This window comes from Streptomyces sp. NPDC003720 (genome assembly GCF_042875075.1).
Taxonomy (GTDB): Bacteria; Actinomycetota; Actinomycetes; order Streptomycetales; family Streptomycetaceae; genus Streptomyces.
In genome coordinates this window covers 151668-174465 of record NZ_JBIANZ010000014.1, presented here as the reverse complement: position 1 = coordinate 174465, position 22798 = coordinate 151668, and the positions used below count along the sequence as shown (strand labels likewise).

Annotated in this window: 17 protein-coding genes and 1 pseudogene; 13 read left to right on the top strand and 5 right to left on the bottom strand. The window is 71.1% G+C overall.

Annotation, left to right across the window (positions count from 1 at the left end):
* Positions 1–38: 38 nt before the first annotated feature.
* A pseudogene (locus ACFYU0_RS32490) lies at positions 39–599 on the bottom strand (TerD family protein); the annotation flags it as partial.
* A gap of 124 nt (positions 600–723) precedes the next feature.
* Between ACFYU0_RS32490 and ACFYU0_RS32485 the strand changes: the two are divergent.
* The 3 genes from ACFYU0_RS32485 to ACFYU0_RS32475 all read left to right on the top strand — a co-directional run bounded on the left by ACFYU0_RS32485 (position 724) and on the right by ACFYU0_RS32475 (position 3003).
* Positions 724–1329 (top strand): YdbC family protein, encoded by a 606-nt coding sequence (locus ACFYU0_RS32485; RefSeq protein WP_351669608.1) that lies wholly within the window; start codon positions 724–726, stop codon positions 1327–1329.
* Positions 1330–1425: 96 nt separating this feature from the next.
* Complete coding sequence (locus ACFYU0_RS32480; RefSeq protein WP_351669606.1) at positions 1426–2085, top strand: histidine phosphatase family protein; 660 nt, start codon at positions 1426–1428, stop codon at positions 2083–2085.
* 12 nt (positions 2086–2097) lie between these two features.
* On the top strand, positions 2098–3003 hold the full coding sequence (locus ACFYU0_RS32475) for an ADP-ribosylglycohydrolase family protein (protein ID WP_351669604.1): 906 nt from the start codon (positions 2098–2100) through the stop codon (positions 3001–3003).
* Positions 3004–3308: 305 nt separating this feature from the next.
* Here ACFYU0_RS32475 and ACFYU0_RS32470 read toward each other — a convergent pair whose 3' ends face one another.
* Positions 3309–4856, bottom strand: coding sequence for an MFS transporter (locus ACFYU0_RS32470; protein ID WP_389305850.1), 1548 nt, complete (start codon positions 4854–4856; stop codon positions 3309–3311).
* A gap of 186 nt (positions 4857–5042) precedes the next feature.
* Here ACFYU0_RS32470 and ACFYU0_RS32465 point away from each other — a divergent pair, with 186 nt between their 5' ends.
* The 3 genes from ACFYU0_RS32465 (at position 5043) to ACFYU0_RS32455 (ending at position 7144) form a co-directional block, all read left to right on the top strand.
* Positions 5043–5666 carry a TetR/AcrR family transcriptional regulator gene (locus ACFYU0_RS32465; RefSeq protein ID WP_351669600.1) on the top strand — a complete coding sequence of 208 codons (624 nt, stop codon included), beginning with the start codon at positions 5043–5045 and terminating at the stop codon, positions 5664–5666.
* Positions 5667–5747: 81 nt separating this feature from the next.
* Positions 5748–6449 carry a ribonuclease HII gene (locus tag ACFYU0_RS32460; protein ID WP_351669598.1) on the top strand — a complete coding sequence of 234 codons (702 nt, stop codon included), beginning with the start codon at positions 5748–5750 and terminating at the stop codon, positions 6447–6449.
* Between the two features lie 68 nt (positions 6450–6517).
* Positions 6518–7144: a hypothetical protein gene (locus ACFYU0_RS32455; RefSeq protein WP_351669596.1), complete on the top strand. Its 627-nt coding sequence runs from the start codon at positions 6518–6520 to the stop codon at positions 7142–7144.
* A 291-nt stretch (positions 7145–7435) separates the two neighbouring features.
* Here ACFYU0_RS32455 and ACFYU0_RS32450 read toward each other — a convergent pair whose 3' ends face one another.
* Positions 7436–8056 carry a hypothetical protein gene (locus ACFYU0_RS32450; protein WP_351669594.1) on the bottom strand — a complete coding sequence of 207 codons (621 nt, stop codon included), beginning with the start codon at positions 8054–8056 and terminating at the stop codon, positions 7436–7438.
* Between the two features lie 284 nt (positions 8057–8340).
* Positions 8341–10506: a RecQ family ATP-dependent DNA helicase gene (locus tag ACFYU0_RS32445; protein ID WP_389305847.1), complete on the bottom strand. Its 2166-nt coding sequence runs from the start codon at positions 10504–10506 to the stop codon at positions 8341–8343.
* 187 nt (positions 10507–10693) lie between these two features.
* Between ACFYU0_RS32445 and ACFYU0_RS32440 the strand changes: the two genes are divergently transcribed.
* The 6 genes from ACFYU0_RS32440 to ACFYU0_RS32415 all read left to right on the top strand — a co-directional run bounded on the left by ACFYU0_RS32440 (position 10694) and on the right by ACFYU0_RS32415 (position 19793).
* Positions 10694–12262: a DUF4192 domain-containing protein gene (locus ACFYU0_RS32440; RefSeq protein ID WP_389305845.1), complete on the top strand. Its 1569-nt coding sequence runs from the start codon at positions 10694–10696 to the stop codon at positions 12260–12262.
* Between the two features lie 216 nt (positions 12263–12478).
* Positions 12479–13237 (top strand): NUDIX domain-containing protein, encoded by a 759-nt coding sequence (locus tag ACFYU0_RS32435; protein WP_389305843.1) that lies wholly within the window; start codon positions 12479–12481, stop codon positions 13235–13237.
* A 152-nt stretch (positions 13238–13389) separates the two neighbouring features.
* Positions 13390–15759 (top strand): ATP-binding cassette domain-containing protein, encoded by a 2370-nt coding sequence (locus ACFYU0_RS32430; RefSeq protein ID WP_389305841.1) that lies wholly within the window; start codon positions 13390–13392, stop codon positions 15757–15759.
* Positions 15760–15922: 163 nt separating this feature from the next.
* On the top strand, positions 15923–16810 hold the full coding sequence (locus ACFYU0_RS32425) for a FadR/GntR family transcriptional regulator (RefSeq protein ID WP_351669584.1): 888 nt from the start codon (positions 15923–15925) through the stop codon (positions 16808–16810).
* A 431-nt stretch (positions 16811–17241) separates the two neighbouring features.
* Positions 17242–18786, top strand: coding sequence for an RNA polymerase sigma factor (locus ACFYU0_RS32420; RefSeq protein WP_389305839.1), 1545 nt, complete (start codon positions 17242–17244; stop codon positions 18784–18786).
* 119 nt (positions 18787–18905) lie between these two features.
* Positions 18906–19793, top strand: coding sequence for a serine protease (locus tag ACFYU0_RS32415; protein WP_389305837.1), 888 nt, complete (start codon positions 18906–18908; stop codon positions 19791–19793).
* An 81-nt stretch (positions 19794–19874) separates the two neighbouring features.
* On the opposite strand, the gene ACFYU0_RS32410 is transcribed toward ACFYU0_RS32415, so the two are convergent.
* On the bottom strand, positions 19875–20105 hold the full coding sequence (locus ACFYU0_RS32410; RefSeq protein ID WP_073897693.1) for a hypothetical protein: 231 nt from the start codon (positions 20103–20105) through the stop codon (positions 19875–19877).
* Between the two features lie 440 nt (positions 20106–20545).
* On the opposite strand from ACFYU0_RS32410, the gene ACFYU0_RS32405 reads away from it, so the two are divergent.
* Positions 20546–22669, top strand: a complete 2124-nt coding sequence (locus tag ACFYU0_RS32405) for a DNA topoisomerase IV subunit B (RefSeq protein WP_351669578.1) — start codon at positions 20546–20548, stop codon at positions 22667–22669.
* Positions 22670–22798 lie beyond the last annotated feature (129 nt).

Here is a 22798-nt window from a genome sequence, read left to right as displayed (position 1 = left end):
CCGGCGATCGCCGGCGCCCCTCATCCGTGCGCTGCGTGTCAGGGACGGTGCCTGCCGCCCATGACATGGGGGAAGGAAGCCGGGTCCTCGTCGTAGCCGTGAACTCCGGGGTGGAACGTCCACTCGCCGGAGTCGTCCCGCACGAACTCGCCGATCGTGGCCGCCGTGGCCTCGGGGACCGAGGCGAAGTCGTCCTCGGCGAGCACGGTGTAGCCCTCGCGGATGCGCATGGCCGGGCCGAGCACGTCCGAGAAGGTCCTGTGCCCGGTCCGCTGCTGGATGACCACATCGACCACCACGCGCGCGTACCGGCCGTCGAGCCGGTCGAGCTCGATGGTCATGACCTCGTCCCAGCCGAAGCCCTTGCCGTCGGTGCTGTCCCGGTTGAGGAAGATCGTGCCGTCCGGCGAACGGCTGTCGAAGTGCACCAGATACGCCGGCGCCCCGTACGGGTCGCCGGACTCGAACGGCCCGGCCACGATGTCCAGATCGGTGGGCGGTCGGCCCGCCGGACTGGGGTCCCACTTGAGCGCGACCTCGACCTTGCGGATTCCCTTGCTGAAGCCAGCCACCGGGCTTCGCCACCCCCTTGAAGTGCCATGCCTGTCAACTGCCCCGAAGTCAGGGCCGTTTGTTCATCGTGCCACGCGCGCGGGGAGCGTGCGCGGGCGATCTCGGCCGGAGCGTGACCGGCGCCACGCCCGGTGGCCTTACGATGGCGCGGTGCTGGTCAAGTGGATTCGCTGCACCGTGGTGGACCGCCGCGGCTTCGAGCGCGGGCAGCGGAAATGGGCGGGGCTTCCGGGGGAGCCGGGTTTTCGGGGGCAGGGTGGAGGCTGGAGCCGGCAGCGGCCCGGGGTGGCGCACATCTTCGCCTTCTGGGAGAGCCGGGCCTTCTACGACTCGTTCATGGCCCGCTCCCACGACCGTCTGGCGGCCGCCCAGTCCGGCACGTTCAAGGATTCCCAGGTCAAACTGTTCGAGTACCGGTTCGACGTGAAGACCGGCTTCGAGCCCCGGTTCACCGACTCCGACCTGGTCCGCGTCGCGCTGTGCCGGGTCCACGAGGAGCGTGTGGAGCACTTCACCCTCATGCAGGAGAAGGTCTGGAACCCCGCCATGGCCGGCTCGCCCGGCATGATCCGGGGCATGTTCGGCGAGGCACCCGAGCAGGAGTTCCTCATCCTGTCCATGTGGCGGTCGGCGGCCGAGCACGGGAAGTACCGCACCGAGCGGGTGGAGCGCCTCGCCCTGCGCGCCCAGACGGAGGCCGACATCGCGGCTCTGACCGGCGACATCGTGGAGCTGGAGCCCTCCTGGACGGTCTGACCCGTGCGTGCCCCGGTGCGCGGGCTGCATGTGACCTACGCCGTATGGGGCCCGTAGAAGTGCTCCACCGTCCTCCGTTCGATCTAGGGTTTCGGCATGGCACGACCACGGCGCATCGTCCTTGTCCGGCACGGCGAGTCAACGGGCAATGTTGATGACTCCGTGTACGAGCGGGAACCCGATCACGCTCTCGCCCTCACCGAGCGCGGCTGGAGGCAGGCCGAGGAGACCGGGAAGAAGATCCGGGAGCTCTTCGGCAGGGAACGTGTGAGCGTGTACGTCTCCCCCTACCGCCGTACCCACGAGACGCTGCGCGCCTTCCACCTCGACCCAGGCCTCATACGCGTCCGGGAGGAGCCCAGGCTGCGCGAGCAGGACTGGGGCAACTGGCAGGACCGCGACGACGTGCGCCTGCAGAAGGCGTACCGGGACGCCTACGGCCACTTCTTCTTCCGGTTCCCGCAGGGCGAGTCGGGCGCCGACGTCTACGACCGGGTCGGCGGCTTCCTGGAGAGCCTGTTCCGCAGCTTCGAGGCGCCGGACCATCCACCCAACGTGCTGCTGGTGACGCACGGGCTCGCGATGCGGCTGTTCTGCATGCGCTGGTTCCACTGGACGGTGGCGGAATTCGAATCGCTGTCGAATCCCGGGAACGCCGAGATGCGGACGCTCGTTCTCGGTGACGACGGCAAGTACACCCTGAACCGGCCCTTCGAGCGATGGCGGGATCCGGTGCCGCACTGGGGTTCCGGATAGAGTGGCAGACCGATGACCGCTGACTCCTCTTCTCTCGAGCGCCTGAACCGCGCCCTGGCCAGCCTGCGTGGACTGGCGGTGGGAGACGCGCTGGGCTCGCAGTTCTTCGTCCCGGAGAACTACCCCCTGCTCAAGCACCGCGAGCTGCCCGCCGGCCCCTGGCAGTGGACCGACGACACGGAGATGGCCTGCTCCGTGGTGGCCGTCCTGGCCGCCCATCACCGGCTCGACCAGGACGCGCTGGCACGCTCCTTCGCCGAGCACCACGACTTCGACCGCGGCTACGGCCCGGCCGTCAACCGGCTGCTCCGCCTGGTCCGCGAGGGCGAGGACTGGCGCGAGCTGTCCGCCGGCCTCTTCAACGGACAGGGGTCCTGGGGCAACGGCGCCGCCATGCGCATCGCGCCGCTGGGCGCCTGGTATGCGGACGACCCCGAGCAGGCGACCCACCAGGCGGAGATCTCGGCGTATCCCACGCACCAGCACCGCGAGGCCGTGGTGGGCGCGATGGCCGTCGCCGCGGCCGCCGCGCTGGCCGCGTCCCCGGCGGGCCCGCCGGGCCCCGAGGCGCTTCTGGACGGTGTCATCGCGCTCATCCCGAAGAGCGCCGTCGGCGCGGGGCTGCGCAGGGCCCGCGACATGCTCGACTACGGGGACGCGGTCACCGTCGCGGCCGTGCTGGGCTGCGGACGCCGTACGTCGGCCCACGACACCGTCCCGTTCGCCCTCTGGTCCGCCGCGCGGGCCCTGACGGACTTCGAGACGGCGTTCTGGACGACTGCCCGTGTCGGCGGGGACGTCGACACGACCTGCGCGATCGTGGGTGGCGTGCTCGGCTCGGGCAAGGCGGGCACGCCCCCCGCGCAGTGGGTGGAGCTGACCGAGGCGCTGCCTGCCTGGGTGCCGACGGGGTTCTGAACGCCCGCCGGCCGTTCCGGCAGCGGACTCGCGGAAACTCTCCGTGCGCGCCGGGAACTCTGTGTGACCGTCCGCCGTTTCGCAAGTAGTCGCTCCGCGAACGCGGACGACGGCTCGGTTCGGGCGGCTCATGGGCGGGAGGGGTGCGGGTGATGGCGGTCGTTGTCACTGTGCTGACAGTGCTTGTCCCGCTGTCGGTCTACGTGCGCGTGGTCGCGCGGGCGGTGCGGCCGGCCGGACCGCAGCATGTCGGGTTCCCCCCGCTGCGGTCGGGCCGACCGCGGTGCCGCGCGACCACGGGCCGGTCAGCCGATGCCGGGCCCCGCTGTGCCGGCGAGGGCATCGATATCGCTCCTGCGGACCTTGATCACCAGCCAGGCGGTGAGGAACGCGAGCACGGCCATGGCCGCGGCCGGGACGAAGGCCGCGGAGATCCCGTGCGCCAGCACCTCGTGCCCCCAGGGCGCGGGCAACTGGTGTGTCGTGGCGAACTGCGCCTTCTGCTCGGGCGTGCCGTCGGCGAGGAACTGCGGCAGCTGTTTCTTCGCCTCGTCGGTGCTCGCGGAACCGAAGACGGTGGTGAGGATGGACAGACCCAGCGAACCACCGACCTGCTGGGTGGCGTTGAGCAGTCCGGAGGCCGCGCCCGCCTCGTGCTGGGCCACGCCGGAGACGGCCGTGACGGTGACCGTCACGAAGTTCAGGCCCATGCCGAAGCCGAACACCAGCATCGGTCCCAGCACCCCGCCGAGGTAGGAGCTCTCGGGCGTGATGAAGGTCTGCCAGACCAGTCCGGTCACCACGAGCGCCGAGCCGGTCATCATGAAGGGTTTGGGGCCGAGCGTGGGCAGGAAGCGCTGGGACAGACCCGCGCCGACAGCGATCGCGAAGGTCACGGGAAGGAAGGCCAGGCCGGCCTTGATCGCGCTGTAGCCGAGCACGTTCTGCACGAACAGCACGATGTAGAAGAACATGCCGAACATAGCCGCGGCGAGGCTCAGCATGATCACGTACGTGCCCGAGCGGTTGCGGTCGGCGAACATCTTGAGCGGGGTGATCGGCTCCTTCGCCCGCAGCTCGATGAGGACGAAGGCCACCAGGAGCACCACCGCGGCGCCGAAGGACCCGAGGGTGAGGCCGTCCCGCCAGCCCTCCTCCGAGGCGCGGATGAACCCGTAGACCAGCGATGCCATGCCGGCCGTCGATGTGAGCGCTCCCGCGATGTCGAACCGCCCCGGGTGCCGCTCGGACTCGCTGATGTACAGCGGGGCGAGGAAGGCGATCAGCAGGCCGATCGGCACGTTGACGAAGAGCACCCACCGCCAGTCGAGCCAGTCGGTCAGCATGCCGCCCGCGAGCAGGCCTATGGCGCCACCACCCGCGGACACGGCGGCGAACACGCCGAAGGCCCGGTTGCGTTCCGGTCCCTCGGGGAACGTGGTGGTGATCAGGGCGAGCGAGGTGGGAGAGGCGATCGCGCCGCCCACTCCCTGCAGGGCGCGTGCCGCGAGGAGTTGCCAGGGTTCCTGGGCGAGCCCGCCCAGGAGCGAGGCGAAGGTGAACAGCAGGATGCCGGTCATGAACACCCGGCGCCTGCCGAGGATGTCGCCGGCCCGCGCGCCGAGCAGCAGCAGACCCCCGAAGGTGAGCGTGTAGGCGCTCACCACCCAAGTGAGGTCGGTGGTGCTGAACTTGAGAGCGTCTTGAATGTGCGGGAGCGCGATGTTCACAATCGTCGCGTCGAGTACCACCATGAGCTGGCAGGCCGCGATGACGGTGAGAGCGATGCCGGGATGCCCGTCCCGGCGTGCCGCACCCGGTTTCCGTTCTTGGAGCAGCTGAGAGGTTGTCACTATGGGTCCCCCACAAAGGCGTTAGTGAACGATCGCGTTCACTTCCGCGTCAACGGTAGTGAGTCCCCGACAGTGAACGCAAGCGTTCACTTAATTCCGCGTCGCGTGTCGCCTCCCCCTTGCCGCGACGTGACGCGACCCCACCCCCGGAACCCCCGCTTCCCCTTGCATGCTGGAGAAACACAGATGGAAACCTCGCGCTGGACGGCCGCTCCCGCTCAGGCGGCCTCCCCCCGGCGGCGCGGCGCGGTGCTCGAGCGCGCGATCCTGGATGCCACCCTGGAGCAGCTCGGCACGGTCGGCTGGAACGGTCTGACAATGGAGGGCGTCGCGGCGGGCGCCCAGACCGGCAAGGCCGCGGTCTATCGCCGCTGGTCCTCCAAGGAGGATCTGGTCGCCCACGCCCTCGAGGCCGGACTGCCCCCTGTCGAAGCGGCCCCCGACCTCGGTGGCGTCCGGGAGGATCTGCTGGCCCTGTGCCGGCGCGCACGGGACGCCATGTTCTCCCGCCCCGGTTCCGCTCTGCGCGCTGTCATTCACGAATGCGATCCGGCCCAGGTCGAACGCTTCCACAGTGTGATCATCGAGGGAGTGGTCGAGCCGATGATCGAGCAGCTGCGCGAGGTCGTCATCCGCGGTATCGAGCGAGGAGAAGTGCGCCCGGACGCCGACAACGGCTACGTCTTCGACGCCGTCCCGGCGATGATGATGTACCGGTCCAAGATGTGCTCCAGCGAATGGAGTGATCAGGATCTCGAAGAGATGATCGACCGGCTGATGCTGCCGCTGCTGCGGCAGCACGGGGCCTGACCCGGGTCGTCGGCGTTCCCGGTCCGATCACGGGGGCCGGGGTGTCGCGCGGCCCCGCGGGCGGCGTAATCTAAGGGCGCCATGCCGTACGAACCACCTACACACACCGTCGAGCGCTCCCTGCGCGCCACGACCGGAGCGAAGGTCATTGCCGGTGTCGACGAGGTGGGGAGGGGTGCGTGGGCAGGCCCCGTCACCGTCTGCGCGGCGATCACCGGACTGCGCCGGCCGCCCGAGGGACTGACCGACTCCAAGCTGCTGACCGTGAAACGGCGTACGGAACTGGCCGGGATACTGCGGTCGTGGGTCACGGCCTACTCCCTCGGGCATGCGACGCCCGAGGAGATCGACGCCCTGGGCATGACCGCCGCGCTGCGGCTGGCCGCCGTCCGCGCCCTGGAACTCCTGCCGGTCCGCCCGGAGGCCGTGATCCTCGACGGCAAGCACGACTACCTCGGTGCGCCGTGGCAGGTGCGCACGGTCATCAAGGGTGACCGGTCCTGTGTGGCCGTCGCGGCGGCATCGGTGATCGCCAAGGTTCAGCGCGACAAAATGATGGCCGAACTGGGTGTCGACCATGCAGACTTCGGATTCGCGGACAACGCAGGGTATCCGTCGCCCGTGCACAAGGCGGCACTGGAGGAGCGGGGCCCCACCCCGTACCACCGCTTGTCGTGGGCGTATCTTGATGCGCTGCCCCAGTGGCGGCACCTCAAGAAGGTCCGCAGCTGGGTGGACGGAAGCGTTCCGGAGATCGAGGGTCAGCTCGGCTTCGACTTCTGACGGTTCCGCTCGCACTGATGTGCCACCCGGCCAACCGTGCCGCACCAACGTTTGATAAAAATCAGCTCATGCCTCTCATTCCCGAGGAGCCTCAGATTCACGAGAGTGCCCAGGGTCCCCGCACCGCGCCGACCCCACGCCCCGTACCCGGCCCCCGTCCCGCGGCTCCGTCCCGCCCCGGTCGTCCAGGCCCCCCGCGGCCCGCGCCGCCGGTGCAGCGCGCCTCGCGTGACGCGGCTCCGGCCAAGCCGGCCCCGTCGGGTCCGGCCGCTCCCGCCGCCAAGGCTTCCACCGCCGCGCCGGCGAGTCCTCAGGTCCAGTTGATCCCTGCATCGGCCGACGGCGCGCTCGACGCCGCCGACGAGGCAGTGGACCTGCTCCTGGACTCGGGCCGCGCCCCCGGCGAGGTGCTGGTGATCACCACCGGCTCCCAGCATCCGTGGGCGGAGCACGAGTTGTCTTTCGGAGAAGCCTCCTACTGGAAGCAGCACGACGCCGGTGACGACGTCTTCTACACGGACGCCGTCCACGCCTCCCGTGCCGCTACCCGGCCCGTGGTCGTCGTGGCCGTCAACGGAGACTCCGCCGACGCCACCGCCACCGCCCTCCCGCTGGCCCACTCGCGAGCCGGCGCGCTGCTGATCGTCTGCGGTGACCCGCAGCAGATCAACGCGGTGCTGGGCGCAGGCGTCTGAAGCACGTCCGGGCCCCTCGGGGCCGGGCATGGCGAAGACCGCTCCGACGACATCCGTACGGCGCGGCTTTCGGCATGCCCGGACAACCGGCCGTTCCGCATGCGTGAGTCGGGCCCGTCCGCAGGCCGCCCTCCGCGGCGGCGCGGGCAGCCTGCGGGCCCCTGGCGGCGCCATGGGCAGCCCGCGGGTACTGGTGGCCGTCGTCCGCCCGGTCGTAGGGATGCGACGGTGGCCGGCCGACGCCGCCTTGAACCGCCACAGACGGAGCTCCGCCCTTTCGGGCGACCGGTTTCAGCGGGCGGCCGCGCGGCGCAGGACCTCGGAGACCGGGCCACCGGTGCGGGGAGGCAGGGGCGGAGCCTGTGACATGGCGAAGGACTCGGGCTCCGAGTGGGCGTTCGGATGGCGTCCGCCCCTTCCCTCACCGAGCACCTGCCAGCCGTCCCCGGTCAGGGTGATGTACGCCCCGCAGCGCAGCCCGTGCAGGGTGCAGGCGTCCCGGAGCCCCCACATCCAGGCCCCGTCCTCCTCGGTCCAACGGGACTCGCCCTCACGGCAGTAGAGCAGCACCGCGGTGCGCACGGGAGTACGGCGGCGCAGGTCGTGCGGGATGACCCGGCGCAGCTGGTCCAGCAGCGCGTTGCGGAACATCCAGCCGTCGGCCGGCGCGGGGCGCCGTACGAACGACGCGCTGGCGCAAAGGCGTTCCTCCGGATCCAGCACGGCGACGACCGCCGTCGACGGCTGGGGACGATGGCGGGCGTGCAGCCCGCCGACAACCTCACGCGGGTTGCGCAGCAGGGGTATTCCGGCGGCCGCCCACTCCGCGGGCTCGAGCAGGCGACTGGCGGAAGCGGCGGACGCGGACGTCGACAAGGAGGCCGCCGAGGACGAGGCGAATCCGAAGGTCACGTTCCTCCCTTCGGCTACGCGCCCACACTGCGGGCGAGGTCGGATTCGGGGGAGCGCGCACCGCGGCGAAGCCCACGGATCGTGGGCGAGCCGTGCGGGGAGCGGACTTCAATTCTTCCTGTCGAACTTGGATGCGGCAACGAGCAATTGGAGCCGCTGACGGTTATCTGGTGGTGCGTGGCTTATATCCCTACCCACAGGAGGCGCTGACGACCCCTGTGGCGCTCGACCGAGGCACGTTCGTGTCCCGCGGGCCGCGCCGGCCCGGCTCGCGGGGCGTGCGGTCATCCCTGGACGGCCAGCACCAGGGGCAACACACCGTCGGCGCCGGCCTTTCTGAGCAGGCGTGCCGCGACGGCGAGGGTCCAGCCGGTCTCCGTGAAGTCGTCCACCAGCAGGACCGGACCGTGCGCCTCTGCGAGCGCGGAGGCGAGGGCCGGCGGCAGCGTCAGCGAGCCGTCGAGGGCCTTCAGCCGCTGGGCACTGTTGCTGCGAGGCACCCGGGGCGCGTCCCCGGCGTACTCCACGGAGCCGAGCAGCGGCAGCCGGCCGACCTCGGAGATGCGGGCGCCGAGGGAGCCGATCAGCGCGGGCCGGGAGCGGGAGGCGATGGTGACCACACCCACCGGCCGCGCCTGGACGCCGCCCGCCCCTGAAGCCCACCCTCCCGGACCCTTCGCCCAGTCGGCCAGTACGTCCACCACGGCCCGCGCCACATCGTCCGGCACCGGCCCGTCGGAGGCCTGAGGGGCCAGCAGGGGCCGCAGCCGGTTGCCCCAGCCGATGTCCGACAGCCGGCCCAGGGCCCGGCCGGACGCGGCCTGTTCGGCGGCCGCGATGCGGCCCTTGAGGTTGATGCCGATCGCCGGGAGCCCGGTCGGCCACATGCGACGGGGTTCCACCTCGACCCCGGCACGGCCGAGGTCGGAGCGCGCGGCGTCCAGTGCCGCTGCCGTGGTGTCGGCGGTGAAGCGCGGCCCCGCGCAGTTGTCGCAACGGCCGCAGGGCTTGGCGCCCTCGTCGTCCAGCTGCCGCTGCAGGAACTCCATCCGGCAGGTGGTGGTCGACGCGTACTCGCGCATCGCCTGCTGCTCGGCGCCTCGCTGCCGGGCCACCCAGTCGTACCGCTCGGTGTCGTAGGACCAGGGCTGCCCGGTCGCGGTCCAGCCGCCCTTGACCCGCCGCACCGCCCCGTCCACGTCGAGCACCTTCAGCATCGTCTCCAGCCGGGAACGGCGCAGTTCCACCAGGGGCTCCAGGGCCGGGAGGGACAGCGGTCCGTCGGCCCGGGCGAGGACGTCCAGGGTGCGGCGCACGAGGTCCTCGGAGGGGAAGGCGAGCGAGGCGAAGTACTGCCAGATCGCCTCGTCCTCCTTGCCCGGCAGCAGCAGCACCTCGGCGTGCTCGACACCACGGCCGGCGCGGCCGACCTGCTGGTAATAGGCGATGGGGGAGGACGGCGAACCGAGGTGCACCACGAATCCCAGGTCCGGCTTGTCGAAACCCATGCCGAGGGCCGACGTGGCGACCAGCGCCTTGACCCGGTTGGCGAGCAGGTCGTCCTCCGCCTGCTGCCGGTCGGCGTTCTCCGTCCGGCCCGTGTACGAGGCCACGGTGTGGCCGCGCTGCCGCAGGAACGCGGTGACCTCCTCGGCGGCGGCCACGGTGAGCGTGTAGATGATGCCGGAGCCTGGCAGGTCGTCGAGGTGGTCGGCGAGCCAGGCCATCCGGTGCGCCGCGTCCGAGAGCCGCAGCACGCCGAGGCTCAGGCTCTCCCGGTCCAGCGGACCCCGCAGCACCAGGGCGTTCGAGGTACCGCCGGTGCCGAGCTGCTCGGCCACGTCGGCGGTCACACGGGCGTTGGCCGTGGCGGTCGTGGCGAGCACGGGGACACCGGGCGGCAGGTCGCCCAGCATGGTGCGCAGCCGACGGTAGTCCGGGCGGAAGTCGTGGCCCCAGTCGGAGATGCAGTGGGCCTCGTCCACGACGAGCAGTCCGGTCGCCGCGGACAGCTTGGGCAGGACCTGGTCGCGGAAGTCCGGGTTGTTCAGCCGCTCCGGGCTGACCAGCAGCACGTCGACCTCGCCGCGCTCGATCTCCGCCTGGACGGAGTCCCACTCCTCGGTGTTGGCGGAGTTGATGGTCCGGGCGTGGATGCCGGCACGGGCCGCGGCCTCCACCTGGTTGCGCATGAGCGCGAGCAGCGGGGAGACGATCACCGTGGGCCCGCTGCCTCTGGCCCGCAGCAGCGACGTGGCCACGAAGTACACCGCGGACTTCCCCCAGCCGGTGCGCTGCACGACCAGGGCCCGGCGCCGGTCGGCGACCAGCGCCTCGATCGCCCGCCACTGGTCCTCGCGCAGCCGCGCCGTCGCCGTCGTGTCCCCGACGAGCCGGGCGAGGACGGCGTCGGCCTGTGCCCGGAGGTCCGCGTTGCTCGTGTGCTCCATGCGTCCCATACAACAGGACGGGACCGACAATCGGGCGAGACGGCGGCGGTCGGCCGCCGTCCACGGCACTCTGACTGTGGAAAAGCGCCCACGCCTACGATCATCCGCCCGGGTGTCTTGTCGTGTCCCTGATTCGAGTTGTCCACAGGCTCAAGCGGGCTTTCGGCATTCGCGAGATCGTCGGCGCATGACGAATCACGGCGAAACGACCGGACCCTTCGAAAACGGCGACCTCGCGGGGCACGAACCACTGAGCGGGCCACTGGGTGACCGGTCCGCGCACGACCCCCAGGTCACGCTGCGCACACCCGGCGAGCTGGCCGACGCCATGCCGTACCTGCTCGGTTACCGCCCCGAGGACAGCATGGTGCTGGTCGCCCTGCACGACCGGGAGGGCCGCGGCAGGTTCGGCGGCCGCGCCCGGCTCGGCATCCCGGCGAGCCGGGAGGACTGGCCCGAGGCTGCCCGGCAGCTGGCCCGGGGCCTGGTGGCCGGCAGTGAACGGCGCGGCACACGGCCCGAGCAGATGGTCGCCTACGTCTGTCAGGAACCGGACCCGGGCGAGTCAGGCCGGGACGTCATGAAGCGGCTCGAACCGCTGGCCCAGCTCCTGCGCACCGAGTGCGGCGGCCTCGACGTGCCGGTGATCGAGGCGCTGTGCGTCTCGGACGGCCGGTTCTGGTCCTACTGCTGCCCGGTCAAGGGGTGCTGCCCTGACGACGGAACGCCGATGGGCCTGCCCGGCACCTCGGTACTGGCCGCCGCGGCCACCTACGCGGGGATCCAGGTGCGCGGCACGCTCCGCGAGCTGCGGGCCAGGCTGCTCCCCTGGGAGGCGGGTGCCGCCCTGGAGCAGGAGGTCGCCCTGGATGCGGCGGGCATGTCCCTGGTGCCCCGCATTCTGGACGAAGCGGAACGTGTGCGCGTGGCCGAGGAGACCCTCGCGCTGGCCGACCTCGTCATCCGCCGGTTCGCTTCGGCCACGCCGGTGGCCGGCGCCCACCAGGCGGACCTCCGGGACGACGGTCTGCTCGCGCACGACGAGGCGGCGACGCTGATTCTCGGACTGCAGGACCGCACGACCCGCGACCGTGCGGCCGCGTGGATGGAGGGCGAGGAGGCGGCTCCCGCTCTGAGGCTCTGGCGCGCACTGGCCCGCCGTTGCGTGGGTTCGTACGGCGAGCACGCCGCCGCCCCGCTGACACTGGCGGGATGGGTGGCCTGGTCGTCCGGAGACGAGCTGGAGGCCCGGGAGGCTCTTGCCATGGCCCTCGGCGCCGACCCCGACTACCTCTTCGCCCGGTTGCTGCACCAGGCCTGCAACGAAGGGCTCGATCCCGAGTCGATTCGCCGCTGTCTGCGCGCGGAGCGTGAGCGGCCAGACGGTACGGAGACCGTGCAGCCGGCCGCCCCGGCGACCGCGGCCTCGTCCGGTGACCCTTCGCCCGCCGTGGTCGAAGCATCCGGAGTCACCGCACAGCCCGGTGACCGAGGTGCGGAGCGGGCCCAGACCGCTGGTAACCCACGCCGCCGGCGCCGTACCCGCTCCGCGGGTTCCGTCGACGGCGCCGCACGCTCGGTGCGTGGGGACGAAGGACGGCGGCGCCCGTCCGGCTCCCACCCCCAGCCGTCCGGCGCCGGGGCTTCCCGCCCGGGCAAGGGCAAGCCGGGTGCCGCCCGAATGCGGGCGGGTGACGGCTTGTCCCGCGACAGTGTGGCGGCGAGCGGACACCAGGAGAGCGAGGGTGAGGGATGAGAGCCCCATGCTGAGGCGTGCGGGGGCGGGAGCACCCCGGGCGCGGGTGGGAGCCGCCCGCTGCCCTGTGGCCGGCAGGGCCCTGACCTCGCGCGACATCGGCCACACATGGATGGGGGAGCCCGTCCCGCGTGCATACCGGAACGAAGCGGATCGGGTGCTGAGGGGACTGACGAAGGGAGTGTTTATCGTCAGGAAGACGACTATGATCGCGGCATGCCCTACGACCCGTCAGCCTTTCCGCCCTTCGCCGTCACCGTGGACCTGGTCGTGCTGACCGTGCGCCGCCATTCGCTGTGTGCGCTGGCGGTACGCAGGGGTGAGTCGCCGTTCCAGGGTCGGTGGGCGCTGCCCGGTGGTTTCGTGCGGGCCGACGAGGACCTCTCCCAGGCGGCGGCGCGGGAGCTGGCCGAGGAGACCGGGCTGCGCGCCCACGACCCCGCGGCTCCGGCCCAGGACAACGGCGCCCATCTCGAACAGCTCGCCACCTACGGTGACCCGAAGCGGGACCCCCGGATGCGGGTGGTGAGCGTCGCCCACCTCGCACTCGCTCCCGACCTGCCCGCGCCCCGTGCCGGCGGCGACGCGAGCAACGCGCGCTGGGCGCCGGTCGAGGAACTGCTCCAGCAGGGTGGATACGGCCGCGACGGCGAACCCGTGGCGCCGCTCGCCTTCGATCACGCCCAGATTCTCGCCGACGGGGTCGAGCGGGCGCGCTCCAAGATCGAGTACTCCTCGCTGGCCACCGCCTTCTGCACGCCCGAGTTCACCGTGGGGGAGCTGCGGCGGGTCTACGAAGCCGTGTGGGGGGTTGCCCTCGATCCGCGCAACTTCCACCGCAAGGTCACCGGGACGCCGGGATTCCTCGTGCCCACCGGCGGTACCACGACCCGCCAGGGCGGCCGGCCGGCCCAGCTCTTCCGGGCCGGCGGCGCCACCCTGCTCAACCCGCCTATGCTCCGTCCCGAGGTCTGACGGAGGCGGCACCCGGACCCGTTCCGGCCGGCGCCGGCCGGGGCGTGCCAGGAGCTCATTCCGCCTATTGGCGGACGTTTGTCCCGCCCGACTTGCGCACCACCGAAGAGCAGATAGGGGGATACCAGGAAAACCGGACATGGCGCGCTATCTTGCTGCAGGTGATCCAGGCCTTCGGATTGACCAGCAACCCCCGCAAGGCGCACCCGCCCGCAGTCGACGACGTCTCCTTCGAGGCGCGCGCCGGCCATGTCACCGCGCTCCACGGCGCCGGAGGAGCGGGGAAGACGACGACGCTCAGGCTGATGCTCGAACTGCAGCAGGGCCGGGGCATGACCTACTTCCGTGGGCGGCCCCTGCACCGCATCGCTCACCCGTCACGGGAAGTCGGCGTGCTCCTGGGGGACGTGCCCGGTCACCCTGCCCGCTCGGTCCGCGGCCACCTGCGCATGCTGTGCGCGGCGGCCGGTGTCCCCGTCCGCCGCGCGGACGAGGTGCTCGAGGTCGTCGGTCTCGTCAGCCTCCGCGAGGAACGCCTCGGAACCCTGTCGCGCGGCATGGACCGCAGACTCGGACTGGCCTGCGCTCTGCTGGCCGACCCGCACACGCTCGTGCTGGACGAACCCACCGCATGCCTGTCCGCCCGCGAGGCGCGCTGGCTGCACGGCATGCTGCGCGCACACGCGGACCAGGGCGGCACGGTGCTGTTCACGACGGCCGATCCCAAGGAGGCCGCTCGGACGGCCGACCGGGTCGTGACCCTCGACGGCGGCAGAGTCTCCGCCGATCAGGAAGGCAGGGAGTTCGCCCGCACCCGGCTGCGTCCGCGCGTGGCCGTCCGCAGCCCGTACGCCGCCCGCCTCGCCGTCCTGCTCGCCAAGGAGGCCCGTACCGCACAGCGCTCCGTCGAGGTCGTGCGGGAGACGGGCAACCGGCTGTCGGTATACGGCAGCACGACTGCCGACGTCGGTGAGATCGCCTTCCGGCACGGCATCCTCGTGCATCAACTCGCCGACGAAGTAGGCGACATGGGGGCGAGCGCGGGGTCCGAGGCCGGCGGGATCACAGGTTGGGAGCCGCTGTCCGCCGAGCGGGACCGGGTCGTTCCGGACCACTCCGCGCAGGGGCGGACACAGGCCGAGTCCGGATCGTCGCCGCGGGATCGGAGCGCCGCTTCCGCGTCAGCCGTGACCGCTCCTCCCGCCGAGGAACGCGAGGAGCGCGAGGGGCACCAGCGGTCGGTGTCTCGCGTCCCCGTGCCGGACGACACGCTGGAGCAGAACGCCGACGGTCCGCGCCCGGCGCTCGCAGGGAGGCACGACCCCCGGTCCGGGAGCGCGGACGTCGCCGAGGGCGGGCGGACGGAGGGCTCGTCGAAGCCCGACGCCGCGTCCGTGGCCGGTCGCACAGCCACCGGGGCCGCTTCCAGCGCCGAGGCGCCCGAGGGCGGTGCCGACGCGGCGGTCTCCGGCGTCTCCATGACCGCCGCGCATACTCGCCCCGACGCACCCTCCCCGAAGACCGAGTCCTCGGAGACCGGCACCGGCGCATGGGACAGAGCCGATGTGGCGACCATGATCGTCGCCGACTCGTCCACGGCCGGCACCACCGTGCCCGGCGCGCGCACGCCAGGGGCCGGGCATCCGGGTGGCGGGCAGCGCCGGACCGAACCGGCGTCGCGTTCGCTCGCCGACGCGGCCCGTACCCTCGACGCGCTGTCCCCGCTCCCGCCTCCCATCTCCGTCCGCACCGCTCGCAGCCCCCTCCGTCCACTGCGCTACGAACTGCGGCGCGCCACGGGAATCGGCACGGGCTTCCTCACCTGCGGGGCCGCACTGCTGGTGTCCGCGCTCACCGCCGTCCTCCTCGCCCGGATCGGGCACACCCCGCAGGCGCGACTGTTCGCCGCATGGCCGAGGGAGCTGCCGCTCCCGCCCGCGGCGCTCGCTGCGGGGCTGCTCGGCGCCCTGGCCTTCGGGGACGAGTTCCGCCACCCCGCGCTGGCGGCGGACCGAGGCACCGTGCCCCGCAGACTCGGGCTGCTCACCGCCAAGCTCCTCGTCTCCGGAGCCACCGCCGTGATGCTGGCGTTCCTCACGGTGGGCTGCGACGCCGAGGTTCTCTACCTCGTCTACGGGCGGGAGCTGACCCAGGTTCCCTCGGACTGGCTCTCGCTGAGCGCGGGTTGGTTCGGTCTCGTGGCCGGCTGTGCCTGGGCCGGGGTGCTGGCGGCCGGAATCTTCCGGTCCACCACGGCGGGTCTGGCCGCAGTCCTCGCCGTACCCGTCGTCCTCGTCCCTGTCCTGCGGTGGCTGCTGGGAGGGCCGGCGGTGCGGACGGCGGCCGGCCTCCCCTTGCGGATGCGGGAGATGCTCCTGCTGCAGTGGCCCTTCGGCGGCGAGCGCTACCTGCTGGCGACGATCCGGATCATCGCCCAACCGGTCGGCGGTGCAATGACGTTGTCGCTGGCCGCGCTGTTGTGCGCGTACCTGGTCACTACCGTGCGAACCAGGGCCCGATGACCACCGCCGCGAACGCATCCTGTCCCGCCGTGCCAACAACTCCCCGAATACGGCCCGTTTCTTTCCGATAAGGCGTCAATTGCGACGTCGTGAGCGATCACCCTTTCGTGTGCTTTTCACCAAAGACCTCAAGGGAGTTGAAGACGACGCCGACAAAGGATGCGTGAGTACCCTTGCGCACACCATGATGACCGCCGCCCGCTCCTCAGACTCCGGTCTGGTCGGACCGGGCGAACTCGACCGCTACCCCTACACCGACGCCGCGGTGAACGACCGGGTCGGAGCGCCCGCCTGGGAGGGGGCGGATCCCGAGCTGGGCCGCGTGGGCCGGCGCGCCGCGGGCAGCCGCGGACGCGGGCTGCACGGCCAACTCGTTCAGCAGCTCGGTCAGATGATCGTATCGGGTGACCTGGGTGCCGACCGCCCGCTCGTGCCCGAGGAGATCGGCCAGCGCTTCGAGGTCTCCCGTACCGTCGTCCGCGAGTCCCTCCGCGTCCTGGAGGCCAAGGGCCTCGTCAGCGCCCGTCCGAACGTCGGTACGCGCGTGCGTCCCGTCAGCGACTGGAACCTCCTGGACCCGGACATCATCGAGTGGCGGGCCTTCGGGCCGCAGCGCGACGACCAGCGCCGCGAGCTGAACGAGCTGCGCTGGACGATCGAGCCGCTCGCCGCCCGCCTCGCCGCCGGGCACGGGCGCGAGGACGTGCAGCAGCGCCTGTCCGACGTGGTCGAGATCATGAGCCACGCCATGGCGCAGGGCGACGCGCTGACGTTCTCGCGCGCCGACACCGAGTTCCACGCGCTGCTCATCCAGATCGCCGGCAACCGCATGCTGGAGCACCTCTCCGGGATCGTCTCGTCCGCCCTTCAGGTCTCCGGCGGCCCGGTCACCGGCTGTGACAGGCCGAACGAGGCCTCCCTCGCGCTGCACGCGCGGATCGTCGACGCGCTGGGCACCGGCGACGGCACGGCGGCGGAGACGGCCATGCGTCAGCTCCTCACCGTCCACCCCGAGGTGGAGCGCGTGGTTCCCGCCCCGCGCGAGCACTGACCCGTTCACCGTCGGTGCGGTCGTCGGTGTGCCGTGGTGCAGTGGCCGGCGTGACGGCCGGTCTCGGGGACCGGCCGTCGCCGGCCCCCGCCGGAACCCCTGGAGTCCGGCGGGGCCCGGCGTCCCCGCGGCCGGGCGGTGATCGGCCCCGATGGGCGGCGGCTGCGCAGGTGATCCTGTATGTCGGCCATCGATAGCTTTTGACCGCTTACGGGGTGTGACTCGGGCCACGCAGATTGGGCGTAACGCTCGTGGGAGCAGCGCGATGACCTAAGAGGTGACAGCCGCGGAGGGAATACGGACGCCTGGCAAGGCGCTGTGCATCTTCCCGGCCCCCGCCCGCTCCGTCGGCCCACCCCCGGCCGGTGGTCGGCCCCTGTCCGCTGTGGACGGGGCCGGAAGCCGTTTTCCAACGTTCCGAGAGGTTGTTCGTGTCGGCCAGCACATCCCGTACGCTCCCGCCGGAGATCGCCGAGTCCGTCTCTGTCATGGCGCTCATCGAGCGGGGAAAGGCTGAGGGGCAGATCGCCGGCGACGATGTGCGTCGGGCCTTCGAAGCCGACCAGATTCCGGCCACTCAGTGGAAGAACGTACTGCGCAGCCTCAACCAGATCCTTGAGGAAGAGGGTGTGACGCTGATGGTCAGTGCAGCAGAGCCCAAGCGCACCCGAAAGAGCGTCGCTGCGAAGAGCCCGGCCAAGCGCACCACCACCACCAAGACGGTCGCGGCGAAGACGGTGACCACCAGGAAGGCCACCGCCACCACGGCGGCGCCGGTCGCGCCCGCCGTCCCGGCCGCCGACGAGCCCGCCGAGGAAGCCGCACCCGCCAAGAAGGCCGCAGCCAAGAAGACGACCGCCAAGAAGGCGGTTGCGAAGAAGACCGTCGCCAAGAAGACGGCGGCCAAGAAGACCGCGGGCAAGAAGGACGACGCCGAACTGATCGAGGACGAGGTCCTCGAGGAGGCCAAGCCTGCCGACGAGCCCGAGGGCACGGAGAGCGCCGGCTTCGTCCTGTCCGACGAGGACGAGGACGACGCTCCGGCCCAGCAGGTCGCCGCCGCCGGCGCCACCGCCGACCCGGTCAAGGACTACCTCAAGCAGATCGGCAAGGTCCCGCTGCTCAACGCCGAGCAGGAGGTCGAGCTCGCCAAGCGCATCGAGGCCGGTCTGTTCGCCGAGGACAAGCTGGCCAACGCCGACAAGCTCGCTCCCAAGCTCAAGCGCGAGCTGGAGATCATCGCCGAGGACGGCCGCCGCGCCAAGAACCACCTGCTGGAGGCCAACCTCCGACTGGTGGTCTCCCTGGCCAAGCGCTACACCGGCCGCGGCATGCTGTTCCTGGACCTCATCCAGGAGGGCAACCTCGGTCTGATCCGCGCGGTCGAGAAGTTCGACTACACCAAGGGCTACAAGTTCTCCACGTACGCCACCTGGTGGATCCGTCAGGCGATCACCCGCGCCATGGCCGACCAGGCCCGCACCATCCGTATCCCGGTGCACATGGTCGAGGTCATCAACAAGCTCGCGCGCGTGCAGCGCCAGATGCTCCAGGACCTGGGCCGCGAGCCCACCCCGGAGGAGCTGGCCAAGGAACTCGACATGACCCCTGAGAAGGTCATCGAGGTCCAGAAGTACGGCCGCGAGCCCATTTCGCTGCACACCCCGCTGGGCGAGGACGGCGACAGCGAGTTCGGTGACCTCATCGAGGACTCCGAGGCCGTGGTCCCCGCCGACGCGGTCAGCTTCACGCTGCTGCAGGAGCAGCTGCACTCCGTTCTGGACACCCTGTCCGAGCGTGAGGCCGGCGTCGTCTCCATGCGCTTCGGTCTCACCGACGGCCAGCCGAAGACCCTCGACGAGATCGGCAAGGTCTACGGCGTGACGCGTGAGCGCATCCGCCAGATCGAGTCCAAGACCATGTCGAAGCTGCGCCACCCGTCGCGTTCGCAGGTGCTGCGCGACTACCTCGACTAGGTCGCGGTCGTACGACGCCGAAGGCCCGGCTCCCCACGGGGGCCGGGCCTTCGTGCTGCGCGCGAAGCCGGCCTGGATGACTCTGGGTGTTCCAGTACGACCCAGAGTGAGGAAGCCGCATGCGCCGTTCGATTGCCCGGGTCCTGATCGGGCCCTTGGCCCTTGCGACCGTGATGACCGCGATACCCCTGACCGCCTCGGCCTTCGCGGCCCCCGGCGATGTGGTCGTCGGCGGGTTCCCGATAGACGTCTCACAGGCTCCGTGGACCGTGGCGCTGTCGAGCCGTGACCGGTTCGGGGGTACGCGGGCGGGGCAGTTCTGCGGGGGCGTGGCCGTCTCGCGGACCACCGTGCTCACCGCGGCCCACTGCATGGCCGACGAGGTCCTGGGGGCGCCCCCGAACCGGGTGCGCGACCTGCGGGTCATAGCGAACCGCACGGACCTGCTGTCCTCCAAGGGCAAGGAGATCGCCGTACGGGACGTCCGGGTGAACCCGCGCTACGACGCCGACGGCAACTCGGGCGACTTCGCGGTGCTCACCCTCGCCAAGGCGCTGCCGCGCGGCGCCGTGGTGGCGATGGCGCCCGAAGGGGATCCCGCGTACAAGACCGGCACGAAGGCGCTGGTCTCCGGCTGGGGCGACACCACAGGTGGAGGGGGGTATCCGCGCCACCTGCACGCGGCGCGTGTGCGGGTGCTGGCGGACGACGTCTGCGCCCGCGCCTATCCGGGCGGCCCTGACGGGACCTACCGGGCGGACACGATGCTCTGCGCGGGAGAGCCCGCCGGCGGCCCCGACGCCTGCCAGGGCGACAGCGGGGGCCCGCTCGTGGCGTCGGGCCGGCTGATCGGCCTCGTGTCCTGGGGGAGCGGTTGCGGGCAGCCCGGAGACCCCGGTGTCTACACCCGGGTGTCCGACGTCCTCCGCAGCCTGGGAGGGCCCGTCGCGGGGCCCCAGCGGGCACAGAAGGGCTCCAGAAGGGCTCCTGAGGGCACGGAGGTATGACGACGGGCGGCCGCTCCTGGGGAAGGGGCGGCCGCCCGTTCACCGGCCTGTGCCGGGGCTGGCTCGTCGTGGATGCGAGATTCAGCGCTCTTCTTCGGCAGCGTTGCTGGGAGCGGACGTCAGCCGCTCCGTCTCGTCCTGTATCTCAGCGGCGATCTTCTTGAGTTCCGGCTCGAACTTGCGACCGTGGTGGGCGCAGAAGAGCAGTTCTCCGCCGCTGAGCAGGACCACGCGCAGGTATGCCTGGGCGCCGCAGCGGTCGCAGCGATCGGCGGCCGTCAGCGGGCTCGCGGGGGTCAGAACAGTAGTCACGTCGCCTCTTCTCTAGCTCGACGAGCTGTCGTACCAGGGTCAACATCCAACCAGCCCGAAAACGTTCCCGCTCGTGGCTTTTCCTCGAAAAAATCTTCCGGGGCGGCTGTCTGCTGCCGGTTGGCGGCGAATGTGCCGTAGTGCGTGTCTTAGGTGCTTACGGGTTCGCGCGGTATCCGGTCTCTGTCCTCCCGGCTGGGTTGCCGGTTGTTCATGAGGACGTGCCCGGAGCCTAAATGGTTCATGCCTCCAATGGAACGTGATGTGGACTTCACCCCATCGAGGGATCGAACACTCATGCGATCGTGGACTAGGCTGAGTTTTTCGACGAGGGTGGCGTTACAACGGCTCTACCAGGCCTCGGTACCCTCTGAGCGGCAACCGAAGCCGCCCCCTTACCCACAAGGGGGTCACCTGAAATTCAGCGAGGAGCGAACCGCGTGACCGCCGATACGTCCGTGCCGTCCACAGCGCTGCTGGCAGGAGCAGACCGGGACGGTTCCAACTACACCGCGCGGCACCTGCTCGTCCTCGAGGGCCTCGAGGCCGTGCGGAAGCGCCCGGGCATGTACATCGGCTCGACCGACAGTCGCGGTCTGATGCACTGCCTGTGGGAGATCATCGACAACGCCGTGGACGAGGCCCTGGGTGGTTACTGCGACCACATCGAGGTGATCCTCCACGACGACGCCTCCGTCGAGGTGCGGGACAACGGCCGCGGCATCCCCGTGGACGTGGAGCCCAAGACCGGCCTGTCCGGGGTCGAGGTCGTGATGACCAAGCTCCACGCCGGCGGCAAGTTCGGCGGTGGCAGCTACGCGGCTTCCGGCGGTCTGCACGGCGTCGGCGCCTCCGTGGTCAACGCCCTCTCGGCCCGCCTCGACGTCGAGGTGGACCGCGGTGGCCAGACGCACGCCATCAGCTTCCGGCGCGGCGTTCCGGGGGCCTTCCGCGGCAACGGCGCCGAGGCCAAGTTCGAGGCCGGGAGCGGCCTGGCCAAGACCAAGAAGATCCCCAAGGCGCGTACCGGCACGCGCGTGCGGTATTGGGCCGACCGGCAGATCTTCCTGAAGGACGCCAAGCTCTCCCTCGAGACGCTGCACCAGCGCGCCCGGCAGACCGCCTTCCTGGTGCCGGGCCTGACCATCGTCGTCCGGGACGAGTTCGGACTCGGCGAGGGTGGCAGCAAGGGTGAGGAGTCCTTCCGCTTCGACGGCGGCATCAGCGAGTTCTGCGAGTACCTGGCCAGCGACAAGGCGGTCTGCGACGTCCTCCGCTTCTCGGGGCAGGGCACCTTCAAGGAGACCGTCCCCGTTCTGGACGAGCACGGCCAGATGACCCCGACCGAGGTCGCGCGTGAGCTCGGCGTCGACATCGCGCTGCGCTGGGGAACCGGCTACGACGCGAAGCTGCGGTCGTTCGTGAACATCATCGCCACCCCCAAGGGCGGCACCCACGTGGCCGGCTTCGAGCAGGCCATCACCCAGACGATGAACGAGGTGCTGCGCGCCAAGAAGATGCTCCGCGTCGCCGAGGACAACATCGTCAAGGACGACGCCCTCGAGGGTCTCACCGCCGTCGTCACGGTGCGCCTGGCCGAGCCGCAGTTCGAGGGCCAGACCAAGGAGGTCCTCGGCACCTCGGCGGCCCGCCGCATCGTGAACAACGTGGTCACCAAGGAACTGAAGGCGTTCCTGACCTCCACCAAGCGGGACGCGGCCGCCCAGGCCCGGGTCGTGATGGAGAAGGTCGTCGCCGCCGCCCGCACCCGGGTCGCGGCCCGCCAGCACAAGGACGCCCAGCGGCGCAAGACAGCGCTGGAGTCCTCGTCCCTCCCGGCCAAGCTCGCAGACTGCCGCAGCGACGACGTCGACCGCAGCGAGCTCTTCATCGTCGAGGGCGACTCGGCCCTCGGCACGGCGAAGCTCGCCCGGAACTCCGAGTTCCAGGCCCTGCTGCCCATTCGCGGCAAGATCCTCAACGTGCAGCGGTCGTCGGTGACCGACATGCTCAAGAACGCCGAGTGCGGCGCGATCATCCAGGTCATAGGGGCCGGCTCGGGGCGCACCTTCGACATCGACGCGGCCCGCTACGGCAAGATCATCATGATGACCGACGCCGATGTGGACGGTTCCCACATCCGCTGTCTGCTGCTGACGCTGTTCCAGCGCTACATGCGGCCCATGGTCGAGTCCGGGCGGGTCTTCGCCGCGGTGCCGCCGCTGCACCGCATCGAGCTGATCCAGCCGAAGAAGGGCCAGGACAAGTACGTCTACACGTACTCGGACCGCGAGCTGCGCGACAAGCTCATGGAGTTCCAGAGCAAGGGCGTCCGGTACAAGGACTCCATCCAGCGGTACAAGGGTCTGGGCGAGATGGACGCCGACCAGCTGGCCGAGACCACGATGGACCCGCGGCACCGCACCCTGCGCCGGATCAACCTGTCCGACCTGGAGGCCGCCGAGCAGGTCTTCGACCTGCTCATGGGCAATGACGTGGCGCCGCGCAAGGAGTTCATCTCAGGGTCGGCGGCGACCCTGGACCGGTCGCGGATCGACGCGTAGCCGCGCTGTCCCGCGTCGGTCGGCCGGTCCGCTCCAGGCGAGCGGACCGGCCGACCGTCATGTGGGCTCCCGTGCGTGAGGACCGGTCCGGGGCGAGGACCCCGCATCGACAGGCCCGCCATGCCGTCC